Source organism: Pseudomonas sp. BN607 (assembly GCF_029871175.1).
GTDB lineage: Bacteria > Pseudomonadota > Gammaproteobacteria > Pseudomonadales > Pseudomonadaceae > Aquipseudomonas.
Map to the genome: position 1 here is coordinate 1 of NZ_SSOE01000034.1, position 15,040 is coordinate 15,040.

The window sequence follows — 15,040 nt, forward strand, 5'->3', positions numbered from 1 at the left end:
ATCGGCCACGTTGACCACGGTAAGACCACTCTGACCGCAGCTCTGACTCGCGTTTGCTCCGAAGTTTTCGGTTCGGCAATCGTTGAGTTCGACAAGATCGACTCGGCTCCGGAAGAAAAAGCGCGCGGTATCACCATCAACACCGCTCACGTTGAGTACAACTCGACCATTCGTCACTACGCTCACGTTGACTGCCCAGGTCACGCTGACTACGTGAAGAACATGATCACCGGTGCTGCCCAGATGGACGGCGCGATCCTGGTTTGCTCGGCCGCCGATGGTCCGATGCCGCAAACCCGTGAGCACATCCTGCTGTCCCGTCAGGTAGGCGTTCCGTACATCGTGGTCTTCCTGAACAAGGCTGACCTGGTAGACGACGCTGAGCTGCTGGAACTGGTCGAGATGGAAGTTCGCGACCTGCTGTCCACCTATGACTTCCCAGGCGACGACACCCCGATCATCATCGGTTCGGCTCGTATGGCGCTGGAAGGCAAAGACGACAACGAAATGGGCACTACCGCTGTCAAGAAGCTGGTAGAGACTCTGGACAGCTACATTCCTGAGCCAGTTCGTGCCATCGACCAGCCGTTCCTGATGCCGATCGAAGACGTGTTCTCGATTTCGGGTCGTGGTACCGTTGTTACCGGTCGTATCGAGCGTGGTATCGTCCGCGTTCAGGATCCGCTGGAAATCGTTGGTCTACGTGACACTACCACCACCACCTGCACCGGTGTTGAGATGTTCCGCAAGCTGCTGGACGAAGGTCGTGCTGGCGAGAACTGCGGCGTTCTGCTGCGTGGTACCAAGCGTGACGACGTTGAGCGTGGCCAGGTTCTGGTCAAGCCAGGTTCGGTCAAGCCGCACACCAAGTTCACCGCAGAAGTCTACGTCCTGTCGAAGGAAGAAGGCGGCCGTCACACTCCGTTCTTCAAAGGCTACCGTCCACAGTTCTACTTCCGTACCACTGACGTGACCGGTAACTGCGAACTGCCGGAAGGCGTTGAAATGGTAATGCCAGGTGACAACATTCAGATGACTGTTACCCTGATCAAGACCATCGCAATGGAAGACGGTCTGCGCTTCGCTATCCGTGAAGGCGGTCGTACCGTCGGCGCCGGCGTTGTGGCCAAAATCATCGAGTAATCACTCGACCGATTGAAAAAACCCCCGCTCAGCGGGGGTTTTTTTTATTGGGTTGACACTAAATGGGGGCGTCTATAGAATCACGCCTCCTTTTAGCGGGCGTAGTGCGTCCGTTGGGAACAGCCTGGAGTCTGAAATCCAATGCAAAATCAGCAAATCCGTATCAGGTTGAAGGCTTTCGACCATCGCCTGATCGACCAATCCACCCAGGAAATCGTGGAAACCGCGAAACGTACTGGTGCACAAGTGCGTGGTCCAATTCCACTGCCTACCCGCAAAGAGCGTTTCACCGTTCTGGTTTCCCCGCACGTCAACAAAGACGCGCGTGACCAGTACGAGATTCGCACTCATAAGCGTGTTCTGGACATCGTCCAGCCAACGGATAAAACCGTTGACGCGCTGATGAAGCTTGATCTGGCGGCAGGTGTGGAAGTACAGATCAGCCTCGGCTAAGACTTCGGTCTAGTCGTGTAACGCTCTGAAATGGGCGGCCATAGCGGGTGAAAGCCCCGTACACTCATGAGGTTTACAACATGACTATTGGTGTAATCGGTCGCAAGTGCGGTATGACCCGCATTTTCACCGAAGAAGGTGTCTCCATTCCGGTCACGGTCATTGAGATCGAGCCGAATCGCGTCACCCAGTTCAAAACTGAAGAAACCGATGGCTACCGTGCAGTGCAAGTCACTGTCGGCGAGCGTCGTGCTTCGCGTGTGACTGCCGCTCAGGCAGGCCACTTCGCCAAGGCCAACGTTGCCGCTGGTCGCGGTGTTTGGGAGTTCCGTCTTGAAGAAGGCGATTTCCAGGCTGGCGATCTGATCAAAGCTGAACTCTTCACTGCAGGCCAGCTGGTTGACGTTACTGGTCAGTCCAAAGGTAAAGGCTTCGCCGGTACCATCAAGCGCTGGAACTTCCGTGGTCAGGACAACACCCACGGTAACTCCGTGTCGCACCGTGTTCCTGGTTCCATCGGCCAGTGCCAGACTCCTGGTCGTGTGTTCAAGGGCAAGAAAATGTCCGGTCACATGGGCGCCGAGCGCGTGACTGTTCAGTCCCTGGAAGTAGTTCGCGTAGACGCTGAACGCAACCTGCTGCTGATCAAGGGTGCCGTACCTGGCGCTACTGGCGGCGACGTGGTTGTACGTCCAGCTGTCAAGGCTCGCGGTTAAGGGGAAACTGACATGCAACTTAATGTAAATGACGCTCAGGCGATCGAAGTTTCCGAACTGACTTTCGGTGGCGAATTCAACGAGACGCTGGTTCACCAAGCAGTCGTGGCCTACATGGCTGGCGGCCGTCAGGGTACCAAGCAGCAGAAGACCCGTTCCGACGTGGCTGGTGGCGGTAAGCGCCCATGGCGTCAGAAGGGTACTGGCCGTGCTCGTGCTGGTACCACTCGTGGTCCGATCTGGCGTGGCGGTGGTGTAACCTTCGCAGCTCGCCCTCAAGATCACTCGCAAAAGCTCAACAAGAAGATGTATCGCGCAGCTCTGCGCTCCATCCTCGCTGAGCTGGTGCGTAGCGACCGTCTGGTCGTGGTTCAGGACTTCGCTGTTGAAGCACCGAAAACCAAAGATCTGCTGAACAAGCTGAACGGCATGGGTCTGAGCGACGTATTGATCGTTTCCGACGCTGTTGATCAGAACCTGTACCTGGCTGCTCGTAACCTGCCGCACGTCGACGTACGTGACGTACAAGGTTCCGACCCGGTCAGTCTGATCGCATACGAGAAAGTGTTGATCACTGTCTCGGCCGTGAAGAAATTCGAGGAGCTGCTGGGATGAACCAGGAACGCGTATTCAAAGTCCTCCTTGGCCCGCACGTTTCCGAGAAGGCTACCGTTCTGGCTGAGAAAAAAGGCCAGTTCGTATTCAAGGTTGCTACTGATGCAACCAAGCTGGAAATCAAGAAAGCTGTCGAAGGCCTGTTCAACGTAAAAGTTGAAAACGTGTCGACTGTTAACGTTCTGGGTAAAACCAAGCGTACCGCACGTGGTCTGGGCAAGCGTAATGACTGGAAGAAGGCGATCGTCTCCCTTCAGCCAGGCCAAGATCTCGATTTCAGCAGCAGTGCTGAGTAAGGAAGGGGTGCATCATGGCAATCGTTAAATGCAAACCGACTTCCCCTGGCCGCCGTTTCGTGGTCAAGGTGGTCAACAAGGAGCTGCACAAAGGCGCTCCTCACGCACCGCTGATCGAGAAAAAATCGAAGTCTGGTGGTCGTAACAACAATGGCCGCATTACCACTCGTCACGTTGGTGGTGGTCACAAGCAGCATTACCGTCTGGTCGACTTCCGTCGCAACGACAAAGATGGCATCCCAGCCACTGTCGAGCGTATCGAATACGATCCAAACCGTACTGCTCACATCGCCCTGCTGTGCTACGCAGACGGTGAGCGTCGCTACATCATCGCGCCTAAAGGCGTGAGCGCTGGCGACCAGCTGATCGCAGGTGCCCTGGCCCCAATCAAGGCCGGTAACTCCCTGCAGCTGCGCAACATTCCAGTAGGTAGCACCATTCACGGCATCGAACTGAAGCCGGGTAAAGGTGCTCAGATCGCTCGTTCCGCTGGTGCTTCGGCTCAGCTGATCGCTCGCGAAGGTGTCTACGTGACCCTGCGTCTGCGCTCTGGTGAAATGCGTAAAGTCCTGGCTGAGTGCCGTGCGACCCTGGGCGAAGTCTCGAACTCCGAGCACAGCCTGCGTTCGCTGGGTAAAGCTGGTGCCAAACGCTGGCGCGGCGTTCGCCCAACCGTTCGTGGTGTTGCCATGAACCCGGTTGACCACCCACACGGTGGTGGTGAAGGTCGTACCTCCGGTGGTCGTCATCCGGTATCGCCATGGGGCTTCCCAACCAAGGGTGCTAAAACCCGTGGTAATAAGCGTACCGACAACATGATCGTCCGTCGTCGCAAGTAACTAGAGGGATACGACAGTGCCACGTTCTCTGAAAAAAGGTCCTTTTATCGATCTTCACCTGTTGAAGAAGGTCGAAGTGGCGGTGGAGAAGAACGATCGCAAGCCAGTTAAAACCTGGTCGCGTCGCTCGATGATCCTGCCACAAATGGTCGGTCTGACCATCGCGGTTCACAACGGTCGCCAGCATGTCCCAGTTCTCGTGAACGAAGACATGGTCGGCCACAAACTGGGCGAGTTCGCCGGTACCCGCACCTATCGCGGGCACGTGGCTGACAAGAAAGCCAAGCGTTAAGGGGTAAGGAAATGGAAGTAGCCGCTAAGTTGTCGGGCGCTCGCATCTCCGCCCAGAAAGCCCGCTTGGTCGCCGACCAGATCCGCGGGAAGAAGGTGGGCGAAGCGCTCAACCTGTTGGCCTTCAGCAGCAAAAAAGCCGCTGAAATCATGAAGAAAGTCCTCGAGTCGGCCGTAGCCAACGCCGAACACAACGAAGGCGCAGACGTTGATGACCTGAAGGTCTCCACCGTCTTCGTCAACGAAGGGCGTTCGCTGAAGCGCATCATGCCACGTGCCAAAGGCCGTGCTGATCGCATCGTCAAGCGGTCTTGCCATATCACTGTCAAGGTTGCGGACAAGTAACGGAGTCGATCAGATGGGTCAGAAAGTACATCCCACTGGCATTCGCCTGGGAATCGTCAAGGAGCACACCTCCGTCTGGTACGCAGACGGTGCTACTTACGCAGATTACCTGTTGAAGGATCTGAAAACGCGTGAGTACCTCCAAGACAAACTAAAAAGCGCGTCCGTAAGCCGTATCGATATTCATCGTCCGGCTCAAACTGCACGCATCACCATCCACACCGCTCGTCCAGGTATCGTTATCGGGAAGAAAGGTGAAGATGTCGAGAAGCTGCGTCAGGACCTGACCAAGCAGATGGGTGTGCCTGTGCACATCAACATCGAAGAGATCCGCAAGCCGGAACTCGACGCTATGCTGGTTGCGCAGAGCGTAGCTCAGCAGCTGGAACGCCGCGTAATGTTCCGTCGCGCCATGAAGCGCGCCGTACAGAACGCCATGCGTATTGGTGCCAAGGGCATCAAGATCCAGGTGAGCGGTCGTCTCGGCGGTGCTGAGATTGCTCGTACCGAGTGGTATCGCGAAGGTCGTGTGCCTCTGCACACCCTGCGTGCCGATATCGACTACAACACCTACGAAGCTCACACCACTTACGGTGTGATCGGTGTGAAGGTTTGGATCTTCAAAGGCGAAGTTATTGGTGGTCGCCAAGAAGAACTGAAACCACAAGCACCAGCGCCTCGTAAAAAAGCTGCTAAGTAAGGGGTACGCCAAATGTTGCAACCAAAGCGTACAAAATTCCGCAAGCAGATGACTGGCCACAACCGTGGTCTGGCACTGCGCGGTAGCAAAGTCAGCTTCGGCGAATTCGCCCTGAAAGCTGTTGCTCGCGGTCGCCTCACCGCTCGCCAGATCGAGTCCGCACGTCGTGCGCTGACCCGTCACGTTAAACGTGGCGGCAAGATCTGGATCCGTGTGTTCCCGGATAAGCCGATCTCCAAGAAACCTCTCGAGGTTCGTATGGGTAAAGGTAAGGGCTCCGTGGAATACTGGGTTGCCCAGATCCAGCCAGGTAAAGTCCTGTACGAGATCGAGGGTGTTTCTGAAGAGCTGGCGCGCGAAGCTTTCGCCCTGGCTGCTGCAAAGCTGCCTCTCGCCACCTCCTTTGTTAAGCGGACGGTGATGTGATGAAAGCGAATGAACTTCGTGAAAAATCGGCACAGCAACTGAACGAGCAACTGCTCGGCTTGCTGCGCGACCAGTTCAATCTGCGTATGCAGAAAGCAACTGGCCAGTTGGGGCAGTCGCACCTGCTCTCGCAAGTTAAGCGTGACATCGCTCGCGTGAAAACTGTGCTCAACCAGCAGGCAGGTAAGTGATCATGGCTGAAGCTGAAAAAACCGTCCGTACGCTGACTGGCCGTGTCGTCAGCGACAAAATGGACAAGACCATCACCGTTCTGATCGAGCGTCGCGTAAAGCACCCGATCTACGGTAAATACGTTAAGCGTTCGACTAAGCTGCACGCGCACGACGAAGCCAACCAGTGCAAGATCGGCGACAAGGTTTCCATTCGCGAAACCCGTCCGCTGGCCAAGACCAAGTCCTGGGCACTGGTTGAAGTCCTCGAACGCGCTGTTGAAGTCTAAGGGCTAGGGGTCGGAGAAATTTTATGATTCAGACTCAATCCATGCTCGATGTGGCCGATAACAGCGGCGCTCGTCGCGTCATGTGCATCAAGGTGCTCGGCGGTTCGCACCGCCGTTACGCCGGCATCGGTGACATCATCAAAGTAACCGTCAAGGAAGCGATTCCTCGCGGTAAGGTCAAAAAAGGCCAGGTGATGACTGCTGTTGTCGTTCGTACCCGTCACGGTGTACGTCGCGCTGACGGTTCCATCATTCGTTTCGACGGCAACGCTGCTGTTCTGCTGAACAACAAGCAAGAGCCGATCGGCACTCGCATTTTCGGGCCAGTGACCCGTGAACTTCGTACTGAGAAGTTCATGAAGATCGTCTCGCTCGCCCCTGAAGTGCTGTAAGGAGATCCGACATGCAAAAGATTCGTCGTGACGACGAGATCATCGTGATCGCCGGCAAAGACAAAGGTAAGCGCGGTAAGGTGCTGAAGGTTCTGGCTGATGACCGTCTGGTTATCGGTGGCGTGAACCTGGTCAAGCGTCATACCAAGCCTAACCCGATGGCGGGCGTTCAGGGCGGTATCGTCGAGAAAGAAGCGCCTCTGCACGCTTCCAACGTTGCCATCTTCAACGGCGAAACCAACAAGGCTGACCGCGTTGGTTTCAAAGTAGAAGACGGTAAAAAAATTCGTGTCTTCAAGTCGACCCAAAAAGCGGTTGATGCTTGAACACTGCTAGGTAGAAGACCATGGCACGACTGAAAGAGATTTACCGGAACGAAATCGCTCCTAAGCTTAAGGAAGAACTTAAGCTGTCGAACGTGATGGAAGTTCCGCGCGTTACCAAGATCACCCTGAACATGGGTCTGGGCGAAGCGATCGGCGACAAGAAAGTCATCGAGCACGCTGTTGCCGACCTGGAAAAGATCACCGGTCAAAAGCCGGTCGTGACTTTCGCTCGCAAATCCATCGCTGGCTTCAAAGTCCGCGAAGGCTGGCCGATCGGCGTCAAGGTGACCCTGCGTAGCGACAAGATGTACGAATTCCTGGACCGCCTGCTGGCGATCTCCCTGCCTCGGGTTCGCGACTTCCGCGGCCTGAATGCCAAGTCCTTCGATGGTCGTGGCAACTACAGCATGGGCGTGAAAGAGCAGATCATCTTCCCGGAAATCGACTACGACAAGATCGATGCTCTGCGCGGTTTGGACATCACCCTGACCACCACTGCTCGTTCGGACGACGAAGGCCGCGCTCTGCTGCGTGCTTTCAAGTTCCCGTTCCGCAACTGATTGGAGTAGGAAAATGGCCAAGAAGAGCATGAAAAACCGCGAGCTGAAGCGTCAGCTCACGGTAGCCAAGTTCGCTAAGAAGCGTGCTGAGCTGAAAGCGACCATCGTCAACGTCAACGCCTCTCCTGAAGAGCGTTTCGCTGCCGTTGTCGCTCTGCAGAAGCAGCCACGTGACGCTAGCGCCTCGCGCCTGCGCAACCGTTGCCGCCTGACCGGTCGTCCTCACGGTGTATACCGTAAGTTCGGCCTGGGCCGTAACATGCTGCGTCAAGCTGCAATGCGCGGCGACGTACCGGGTCTGGTCAAGGCCTCCTGGTAATCGCAGTAGGCAGATTCCCGGCGGAAGGGGAGCAATCTTCCGACCGTCGGTGACCTCGCCAACAAACAAGCCCCTATATGGGGCTTGTTTCGTTTCTGCCTTGTGTCTAGAATGACCGGCTCACCTGAGCCTGGGTTTTTTACCCAATCCGTTCGGGTGGTTGTCATAGCCGCAAGGCTAATAATTCTTGTATCAGGAGCATCTAGCCCATGAGTATGCAGGACCCGTTAGCGGACATGCTAACTCGCATCCGTAATGCCCAGATGGCTGAAAAGTCCGTCGTAAGCATGCCTTCGTCTACCCTGAAGGTCGCGGTTGCCAAAGTTCTGAAGGACGAAGGTTACATCGCTGGCTACCAGGTAACTGGTGAGGCCAAGCCTTCCCTGTCGATCGAACTGAAGTACTTCGAAGGCCGTCCGGTCATCGAAGAACTGAAGCGCTCCAGCCGTCCAGGCCTGCGCCAGTACAAGTCCGTCACTGAGCTGCCGAAAGTACGTGGCGGCCTGGGCGTGTCTATCGTCTCCACCAACAAAGGTGTGATGACTGATCGCGCTGCGCGCGCTGCCGGTGTCGGCGGCGAAGTTCTGTGCACAGTGTTCTAAGGGGAGATAGACATGTCTCGCGTCGCTAAGAACCCCGTTAAGCTGCCATCCGGTGTCGAAGTCAAATTCGCCGGCCAGCAGCTTTCGGTGAAGGGTGCCAAAGGCACTCTCGAACTGAACGTTCACTCGTCTGTTGAAGTTACCGAAGAGTCTGGTGAGCTGCGTTTCGTCGCTCGCAATGGTGACCAGCAAGCTCGTGCCATGGCCGGTACTACCCGTGCTCTGGTCAACAACATGGTCCAAGGCGTAAGCCAAGGCTTCGAGCGTAAGCTCCAGCTGGTCGGTGTTGGTTACAAGGCACAGGCTAAAGGCACCGTCCTGAACCTGGCCCTGGGCTTCTCTCACCCAGTGGACTACGAACTGCCAGCCGGTATCACCGCTGAAACGCCTAGCCAGACCGACATCCTGATCAAGGGTATCGACAAGCAGCTGGTAGGTCAGGTGGCCGCTGAAATCCGCGACTTCCGTCCGCCAGAGCCTTACAAAGGCAAAGGTGTGCGTTACGCGGACGAAGTAGTCCGTCGTAAAGAAGCCAAGAAGAAGTAGGGCCTAGTAAATGACCGACAAAAAAGTTATTCGACTGCGTCGCGCTCGCAAAGCACGTCTCAAGATGCACGAACTCGAAGTCGTGCGCCTGTGCGTGTTCCGCTCCTCGCAGCACATCTATGCCCAGGTCATTTCGGCCGACGGCAGCAAGGTTCTGGCAAGCGCCTCGACCTTGGACAAAGACCTGCGTGATGGCGCCACTGGCAACATCGACGCGGCCACTAAGGTTGGCAAGCTGGTAGCTGAGCGTGCGAAAGCCGCCGGTGTATCTCAAGTTGCCTTTGACCGTTCCGGCTTCAAGTACCACGGCCGCGTCAAAGCGCTGGCTGATGCTGCTCGTGAAGGCGGGCTGGAGTTCTAAGTTATGGCAAATAACGATCAAAAGCGCGACGAAGGCTACATCGAGAAGCTGGTTCAAGTTAACCGCGTTGCCAAAACCGTAAAAGGCGGCCGTATCTTCACCTTCACCGCGCTGACCGTGGTTGGTGATGGTAAGGGTCGTGTCGGCTTCGGCCGTGGCAAATCGCGCGAAGTACCAGCCGCGATCCAGAAAGCCATGGAAGCTGCTCGCCGCAACATGATCCAGGTTGACCTGAAGGGCACCACCCTGCAGTACGCCACCAAGGCTGCCCACGGCGCCTCGAAGGTTTACATGCAGCCTGCCTCGGAAGGTACCGGTATCATCGCCGGTGGCGCAATGCGTGCTGTCCTGGAAGTTGCTGGTGTTCAGAACGTTCTGGCCAAGTGCTACGGTTCGACCAACCCAGTGAACGTGGTTTACGCCACCTTCAAGGGTCTGAAAGCCATGCAATCTCCTGAATCCATTGCTGCCAAGCGCGGCAAGAGCGTTGAGGAGATCTTCTGATCATGGCAACCGTAAAAGTAACGCTGATCAAGAGCGTCTCGGGCCGTCTGCCTAACCACAAGCTGTGTGTTAAAGGCCTGGGTCTGCGTCGCATCGGTCACACTGTAGAAGTCCAGGATACTCCCGAGAACCGCGGGATGATCAACAAGGCTTACTACATGCTGAAGGTCGAGGGTTAATCGATGAAACTCAATGATCTGAGTCCAGCGCCGGGTTCCCGTCGCGAGAAGCATCGTCCAGGTCGTGGTATCGGTAGCGGTCTGGGTAAGACTGGCGGCCGTGGCCACAAAGGTCAGACTTCCCGTTCGGGCGGTTCGATCGCTCCTGGCTTCGAAGGCGGTCAACAGCCGCTGCACCGTCGTCTGCCGAAGTTCGGCTTCGTTTCCCTGAAAGCCATGGACCGCGCCGAAGTGCGTCTGTCCGAGCTGGCCAAAGTGGAAGGCGACGTGATCTCCGTGCAATCCCTGAAGGATGCCAACGTGATCAACCAGCACATTCAGCGTGTGAAAATCATGCTGTCTGGCGAAGTTACTCGCGCAGTCACCATCAAGGGTATCGCAGCCACCAAGGGTGCGCGTGCGGCTATCGAAGCAGCTGGCGGCAAATTCGAGGAATAAATGGCTAAGCAAGGTGCTCTCTCTTCGCTCGGTAAGGGCGGGATGTCGGAACTCTGGGCTCGTCTGCGCTTTCTGTTCATGGCGATCATCGTCTATCGGATAGGTGCGCATATCCCGGTTCCCGGCATCAATCCGGACCGTCTGGCGGATCTGTTTCGGCAGAATGAGGGGACCATTCTTAGCTTGTTCAACATGTTTTCCGGTGGCGCGCTCGAGCGCATGAGCATCTTTGCACTGGGGATCATGCCGTACATTTCGGCATCGATCATCATGCAGCTGATGACGGCGGTTAGCCCGCAACTGGAGCAGTTGAAGAAGGAAGGTGAAGCTGGCCGTCGCAAGATCAGCCAGTACACCCGCTACGGCACCGTTATCCTGGCACTGGTTCAAGCCATTGGCATGTCCATTGGCCTGGCCAACCAGGGCGTGGCGTTTTCTGTAGGCCTGGGCTTCCATGTCGTTGCCGTCTCCACTTTTGTGGCAGGCGCGATGTTCATGATGTGGCTGGGCGAGCAGATCACCGAGCGCGGTGTGGGCAACGGTATCTCGATGTTGATCTTCGCAGGTATCGTTGCCGGTCTTCCGAGAGCAATCGGGCAGTCTTTCGAGTCTGCACGCACAGGCGATATCAACATTTTCGCCCTGGTCGCAATCGGTTTGCTGGCAGTAGCGATTATCGGTTTCGTGGTGTTCATTGAGCGTGGTCAGCGTCGTATCGCCGTTCACTACGCCAAGCGTCAGCAGGGCCGCAAGGTCTTCGCTGCGCAGACCAGCCACTTGCCGTTGAAGGTGAACATGGCGGGGGTTATCCCGGCCATTTTCGCGAGCAGCATTTTGCTGTTCCCGGCTTCGCTGGGTGCCTGGTTCGGTCAGTCCGAGGGTATGGGCTGGCTGCAGGACATCTCGCAGTCGATCGCTCCTGGTCAGCCGTTGAACATTCTGCTGTTTAGTGCAGGGATCATTTTCTTCTGCTTCTTCTACACAGCATTGATGTTCAACCCGAAAGACGTAGCGGAAAACCTGAAGAAGTCCGGTGCCTTTATTCCGGGTATCCGTCCTGGTGAGCAGTCGGCGCGCTACATTGATGGCGTTCTGACCCGTTTGACCATGTTCGGTGCTCTTTACATGATGGCCGTCTGCCTTCTGCCCCAGTTCCTGGTGGTGGCAGCAAATGTGCCGTTCTACCTTGGCGGGACCTCGTTGCTGATTGTGGTAGTGGTTGTGATGGACTTCATGTCCCAAGTACAATCGCACCTCGTTTCGCACCAGTACGAATCCCTGATGAAGAAAGCCAACCTGAAAGGCTACGGTGGCAGCGGTTTGCTGCGCTGATACGCCCCTAAGGTTCGAGGAGTCGGTAATGAAAGTTCGTGCATCGGTGAAAAAGCTGTGCCGTAACTGCAAGATCATCCGTCGCGAAGGCGTCGTACGAGTGATCTGCAGCGCGGAACCGCGTCACAAACAGCGCCAAGGCTGAGTGTGATCTGCGCTTCAAACCCAGCAGCTAGTGTGCTGCTGGGTTGATTATTCGTTTCTACAGCGATATTATCTCGCGCCCTATTTCTTGGCTTCCGGGGCGTAGGTAGCTGTCAATTGGAGTCCCACTGAATGGCCCGTATTGCAGGCGTCAACATTCCAGATAACAAGCATACTGTTATCTCGCTGACCTACATCTATGGTGTCGGTCGCACAACTGCACAGAAGATCTGTGCAGACGCTGGTGTAAACCCAGCCGCTAAGATCAAGGATCTGAGCGACGAGCAAATCGAAACCCTGCGTGGCGAAGTCGCGAAGTTCACCACCGAAGGTGACCTGCGTCGTGACATCAACATGAAGATCAAGCGCTTGATGGACCTGGGTTGCTACCGCGGCCTGCGTCATCGTAAAGGTCTGCCGGTTCGCGGTCAGCGCACCAAGACCAACGCACGCACCCGTAAGGGCCCGCGTAAGCCGATCCGCAAGTAATCGCCCAGGAATATAGACATGGCAAAACCTGCTGCTCGTCCTCGTAAGAAAGTCAAAAAGACAGTGGTTGATGGCATCGCCCACATCCATGCTTCTTTCAACAACACCATCGTGACCATCACCGACCGTCAGGGCAATGCTTTGTCCTGGGCGACCTCCGGTGGTTCGGGTTTCCGTGGTTCGCGCAAATCCACCCCGTTCGCAGCCCAGATCGCTGCTGAGCGTGCTGGTCAAGCTGCGCTGGAATACGGTCTGAAGAACCTCGACGTCAACGTCAAGGGTCCAGGTCCAGGTCGTGAGTCCGCCGTTCGTGCACTGAACAGCTGCGGCTACAAGATCGCCAGCATCACCGACGTGACGCCTATCCCGCACAACGGGTGCCGTCCGCCGAAGAAGCGTCGCGTGTAATCAGGAGACAGAAGAATGGCACGTTACATTGGTCCAAAATGCAAACTGTCTCGTCGTGAAGGCACCGATCTGTTCCTGAAGAGCGGCGTTCGCGCTCTGGAATCGAAGTGCAACATCGAAGCAGCCCCAGGTATCCACGGCCAGCGCCGTGGCCGTCAGTCCGACTACGGCACCCAGCTGCGTGAGAAACAAAAAGTCCGTCGTATCTACGGTGTTCTGGAGCGTCAGTTCCGCGGTTACTACCAAGCTGCTGCCTCGAAAAAAGGCGCAACCGGTGAGAACCTGCTGCAACTGCTCGAGTGCCGTCTGGATAACGTCGTTTACCGTATGGGCTTCGGCTCGACTCGTTCCGAGTCCCGTCAGCTGGTTTCGCACAAAGCGATCAGCGTCAACGGTAAGACTGTAAACATTCCATCCTACCAAGTTCGTCCGGGTGACGTGGTCGCGGTTCGCGAGAAGTCGCTGAGCCAGCTGCGCATTGTTCAAGCCCTTGAACTGTGCGCCCAGCGTGGCCGCGTTGAGTGGGTTGATGTGGATGCTGCTAAAAAGTCGGGCGTTTTCAAGAACGTTCCTGCTCGCAGCGACCTGTCTGCCGACATCAACGAGAACCTGATTGTCGAGCTCTACTCCAAGTAAGGGCTAGAAAATAGGTGCATCCATGCAGATTTCGGTAAATGAGTTCCTGACTCCCCGCCATATTGATGTGCAGGTAGTCAGTCCGACCCGCGCCAAGATCACGCTCGAGCCTCTCGAGCGTGGTTTCGGCCATACCCTGGGCAACGCGCTGCGCCGCATCCTGTTGTCCTCCATGCCTGGCTGTGCAGTAGTCGAGGCCGAGATCGATGGCGTACTCCATGAGTACTCCGCGATCGAAGGTGTTCAGGAAGACGTAATTGAAATCCTGTTGAACCTGAAAGGCCTGGCTATCAAACTGCACGGTCGTGACGAAGTTACGCTGACCTTGTCGAAAAAGGGTTCGGGGGTGGTTACCGCTGCCGATATTCAGCTGGATCACGATGTCGAGATCGTCAACCCCGATCACGTAATCGCGAACCTGGCGTCGAACGGCGCCCTGAACATGAAGCTCACTGTAGCTCGTGGTCGTGGTTACGAGCCGGCTGACTCCCGTCAAACCGACGAAGACGAAAGCCGTAGCATTGGCCGTCTGCAGTTGGACGCTTCGTTCAGCCCGGTGCGTCGTATCGCCTATGTGGTCGAAAACGCCCGTGTTGAACAGCGTACCAACCTGGACAAACTGGTCATTGATCTGGAAACCAACGGCACCCTGGATCCTGAAGAGGCTATCCGCCGCGCTGCGACCATCCTGCAACAGCAGCTGGCCGCGTTCGTCGACCTCAAAGGTGACAGCGAGCCTGTCGTAGTCGAGCAGGAAGACGAGATCGATCCGATCCTGCTGCGTCCGGTTGACGACCTGGAACTGACTGTACGTTCGGCCAACTGCCTCAAGGCGGAGAACATCTACTACATCGGCGACCTGATTCAGCGTACCGAAGTAGAGCTGTTGAAGACTCCTAACCTGGGCAAGAAGTCCCTGACTGAAATCAAGGACGTCCTGGCCTCTCGTGGTCTGTCTCTCGGCATGCGCCTCGACAACTGGCCGCCTGCAAGTCTTAAGAAAGACGACAAGGCGACCGCCTGATCGTCGTAATCACCGAACGTAGTGTTTGGTAAGGAATGAATCATGCGTCATCGTAAAAGTGGACGTCACCTGAGCCGTACCAGCTCTCACCGCAAGGCTATGTTCCAGAACATGGCAGTGTCGCTGATCGAGCACGAGCTGATCAAAACCACCCTGCCGAAAGCCAAGGAACTGCGCCGCGTTGCCGAGCCGCTGATCACCCTGGCCAAGGAAGACAGCGTTGCTAACCGTCGTCTGGCCTTCGATCGTACCCGTTCGAAGTCCGCTGTTGGCAAACTGTTCAACGACCTGGGCAAGCGTTACGCCACCCGTCAGGGCGGCTACCTGCGCATCCTGAAGTGCGGTTTCCGCGCTGGCGACAACGCGCCTATGGCGTACGTCGAGCTGGTTGATCGTCCGGTCGGCGGTGCTGTAGAAGCTGCTGAGTAAGACGTTCTGTCTGCTACAAAGAACCGGGCCTAGTGCCCGGTTTTTTGTGTCTGTAGATATTGTTTAT

29 protein-coding genes are annotated in these 15,040 nt (G+C 56.2%); all 29 read left to right on the plus strand.

Annotation, left to right across the window (positions count from 1 at the left end):
- Positions 1 to 1,143, plus strand: a 1,143-nt coding sequence (gene tuf, locus E8E68_RS09380) for an elongation factor Tu (RefSeq protein ID WP_125924594.1), incomplete at its 5' end; no start/stop codon positions are given.
- 141 nt (positions 1,144 to 1,284) lie between these two features.
- The gene (rpsJ, locus tag E8E68_RS09385; protein ID WP_003186070.1) at positions 1,285 to 1,596 is read left to right on the plus strand and encodes a 30S ribosomal protein S10; all 312 of its coding nucleotides are present in this window, start codon (positions 1,285 to 1,287) and stop codon (positions 1,594 to 1,596) included.
- A gap of 80 nt (positions 1,597 to 1,676) precedes the next feature.
- Complete coding sequence (rplC, locus tag E8E68_RS09390) at positions 1,677 to 2,312, plus strand: 50S ribosomal protein L3 (protein WP_003255486.1); 636 nt, start codon at positions 1,677 to 1,679, stop codon at positions 2,310 to 2,312.
- A gap of 12 nt (positions 2,313 to 2,324) precedes the next feature.
- Complete coding sequence (rplD, locus tag E8E68_RS09395; RefSeq protein ID WP_003255485.1) at positions 2,325 to 2,927, plus strand: 50S ribosomal protein L4; 603 nt, start codon at positions 2,325 to 2,327, stop codon at positions 2,925 to 2,927.
- Positions 2,924 to 3,223, plus strand: coding sequence for a 50S ribosomal protein L23 (gene rplW / locus E8E68_RS09400; protein ID WP_003255484.1), 300 nt, complete (start codon positions 2,924 to 2,926; stop codon positions 3,221 to 3,223). Before rplD ends, rplW begins: the two co-directional genes overlap by 4 nt.
- A 14-nt stretch (positions 3,224 to 3,237) precedes the next feature.
- Positions 3,238 to 4,062 (plus strand): 50S ribosomal protein L2, encoded by an 825-nt coding sequence (rplB, locus tag E8E68_RS09405; protein ID WP_003255483.1) that lies wholly within the window; start codon positions 3,238 to 3,240, stop codon positions 4,060 to 4,062.
- A gap of 16 nt (positions 4,063 to 4,078) precedes the next feature.
- Complete coding sequence (gene rpsS, locus E8E68_RS09410; protein WP_003255482.1) at positions 4,079 to 4,354, plus strand: 30S ribosomal protein S19; 276 nt, start codon at positions 4,079 to 4,081, stop codon at positions 4,352 to 4,354.
- Positions 4,355 to 4,365: 11 nt separating this feature from the next.
- A complete protein-coding gene (gene rplV / locus E8E68_RS09415) occupies positions 4,366 to 4,698 on the plus strand; it encodes a 50S ribosomal protein L22 (RefSeq protein WP_003103908.1) in 333 nt (110 codons plus the stop codon).
- 13 nt (positions 4,699 to 4,711) lie between these two features.
- Positions 4,712 to 5,398 carry a 30S ribosomal protein S3 gene (rpsC, locus tag E8E68_RS09420; RefSeq protein WP_003255481.1) on the plus strand — a complete coding sequence of 229 codons (687 nt, stop codon included), beginning with the start codon at positions 4,712 to 4,714 and terminating at the stop codon, positions 5,396 to 5,398.
- Between the two features lie 12 nt (positions 5,399 to 5,410).
- Positions 5,411 to 5,824, plus strand: coding sequence for a 50S ribosomal protein L16 (gene rplP, locus E8E68_RS09425; protein WP_003255479.1), 414 nt, complete (start codon positions 5,411 to 5,413; stop codon positions 5,822 to 5,824).
- Entirely contained in the window at positions 5,824 to 6,015 is a 192-nt protein-coding gene (gene rpmC / locus E8E68_RS09430; protein ID WP_002555481.1) for a 50S ribosomal protein L29, read from the plus strand. The genes rplP and rpmC overlap by 1 nt, the downstream gene beginning before the upstream one ends.
- A 2-nt stretch (positions 6,016 to 6,017) precedes the next feature.
- Positions 6,018 to 6,284 (plus strand): 30S ribosomal protein S17, encoded by a 267-nt coding sequence (rpsQ, locus tag E8E68_RS09435; RefSeq protein ID WP_003255478.1) that lies wholly within the window; start codon positions 6,018 to 6,020, stop codon positions 6,282 to 6,284.
- A gap of 23 nt (positions 6,285 to 6,307) precedes the next feature.
- Complete coding sequence (gene rplN / locus E8E68_RS09440; protein WP_002555479.1) at positions 6,308 to 6,676, plus strand: 50S ribosomal protein L14; 369 nt, start codon at positions 6,308 to 6,310, stop codon at positions 6,674 to 6,676.
- Between the two features lie 11 nt (positions 6,677 to 6,687).
- Positions 6,688 to 7,002, plus strand: coding sequence for a 50S ribosomal protein L24 (gene rplX / locus E8E68_RS09445; RefSeq protein ID WP_003255476.1), 315 nt, complete (start codon positions 6,688 to 6,690; stop codon positions 7,000 to 7,002).
- A gap of 20 nt (positions 7,003 to 7,022) precedes the next feature.
- Complete coding sequence (gene rplE / locus E8E68_RS09450) at positions 7,023 to 7,562, plus strand: 50S ribosomal protein L5 (RefSeq protein WP_003255474.1); 540 nt, start codon at positions 7,023 to 7,025, stop codon at positions 7,560 to 7,562.
- Positions 7,563 to 7,575: 13 nt separating this feature from the next.
- Positions 7,576 to 7,881 (plus strand): 30S ribosomal protein S14, encoded by a 306-nt coding sequence (gene rpsN / locus E8E68_RS09455; protein ID WP_009681970.1) that lies wholly within the window; start codon positions 7,576 to 7,578, stop codon positions 7,879 to 7,881.
- A gap of 209 nt (positions 7,882 to 8,090) precedes the next feature.
- Positions 8,091 to 8,483: a 30S ribosomal protein S8 gene (gene rpsH / locus E8E68_RS09460; RefSeq protein WP_019097628.1), complete on the plus strand. Its 393-nt coding sequence runs from the start codon at positions 8,091 to 8,093 to the stop codon at positions 8,481 to 8,483.
- Between the two features lie 12 nt (positions 8,484 to 8,495).
- Positions 8,496 to 9,029, plus strand: a complete 534-nt coding sequence (rplF, locus tag E8E68_RS09465; protein WP_003255469.1) for a 50S ribosomal protein L6 — start codon at positions 8,496 to 8,498, stop codon at positions 9,027 to 9,029.
- Positions 9,030 to 9,039: 10 nt separating this feature from the next.
- The gene (rplR, locus tag E8E68_RS09470; RefSeq protein WP_003255467.1) at positions 9,040 to 9,390 is read left to right on the plus strand and encodes a 50S ribosomal protein L18; all 351 of its coding nucleotides are present in this window, start codon (positions 9,040 to 9,042) and stop codon (positions 9,388 to 9,390) included.
- 3 nt (positions 9,391 to 9,393) lie between these two features.
- Positions 9,394 to 9,894 (plus strand): 30S ribosomal protein S5, encoded by a 501-nt coding sequence (gene rpsE / locus E8E68_RS09475; protein WP_003255465.1) that lies wholly within the window; start codon positions 9,394 to 9,396, stop codon positions 9,892 to 9,894.
- Positions 9,895 to 9,896: 2 nt separating this feature from the next.
- Positions 9,897 to 10,073 (plus strand): 50S ribosomal protein L30, encoded by a 177-nt coding sequence (gene rpmD / locus E8E68_RS09480; protein ID WP_003255463.1) that lies wholly within the window; start codon positions 9,897 to 9,899, stop codon positions 10,071 to 10,073.
- Between the two features lie 3 nt (positions 10,074 to 10,076).
- Positions 10,077 to 10,511: a 50S ribosomal protein L15 gene (gene rplO / locus E8E68_RS09485; RefSeq protein WP_003255461.1), complete on the plus strand. Its 435-nt coding sequence runs from the start codon at positions 10,077 to 10,079 to the stop codon at positions 10,509 to 10,511.
- Complete coding sequence (secY, locus tag E8E68_RS09490) at positions 10,512 to 11,843, plus strand: preprotein translocase subunit SecY (protein ID WP_003257108.1); 1,332 nt, start codon at positions 10,512 to 10,514, stop codon at positions 11,841 to 11,843.
- A 28-nt stretch (positions 11,844 to 11,871) separates the two neighbouring features.
- Positions 11,872 to 11,988: a 50S ribosomal protein L36 gene (gene rpmJ, locus E8E68_RS09495; protein ID WP_002555468.1), complete on the plus strand. Its 117-nt coding sequence runs from the start codon at positions 11,872 to 11,874 to the stop codon at positions 11,986 to 11,988.
- 131 nt (positions 11,989 to 12,119) lie between these two features.
- Complete coding sequence (gene rpsM, locus E8E68_RS09500; RefSeq protein WP_003255457.1) at positions 12,120 to 12,476, plus strand: 30S ribosomal protein S13; 357 nt, start codon at positions 12,120 to 12,122, stop codon at positions 12,474 to 12,476.
- Positions 12,477 to 12,494: 18 nt separating this feature from the next.
- Positions 12,495 to 12,884 carry a 30S ribosomal protein S11 gene (rpsK, locus tag E8E68_RS09505; RefSeq protein ID WP_003255454.1) on the plus strand — a complete coding sequence of 130 codons (390 nt, stop codon included), beginning with the start codon at positions 12,495 to 12,497 and terminating at the stop codon, positions 12,882 to 12,884.
- Between the two features lie 15 nt (positions 12,885 to 12,899).
- Positions 12,900 to 13,520 carry a 30S ribosomal protein S4 gene (rpsD, locus tag E8E68_RS09510; protein WP_009681977.1) on the plus strand — a complete coding sequence of 207 codons (621 nt, stop codon included), beginning with the start codon at positions 12,900 to 12,902 and terminating at the stop codon, positions 13,518 to 13,520.
- A gap of 22 nt (positions 13,521 to 13,542) precedes the next feature.
- Positions 13,543 to 14,544 (plus strand): DNA-directed RNA polymerase subunit alpha, encoded by a 1,002-nt coding sequence (gene rpoA, locus E8E68_RS09515; RefSeq protein ID WP_003255452.1) that lies wholly within the window; start codon positions 13,543 to 13,545, stop codon positions 14,542 to 14,544.
- Between the two features lie 42 nt (positions 14,545 to 14,586).
- Positions 14,587 to 14,973, plus strand: a complete 387-nt coding sequence (rplQ, locus tag E8E68_RS09520; protein ID WP_003255451.1) for a 50S ribosomal protein L17 — start codon at positions 14,587 to 14,589, stop codon at positions 14,971 to 14,973.
- The last annotated feature ends 67 nt before the right edge of the window (positions 14,974 to 15,040 follow it).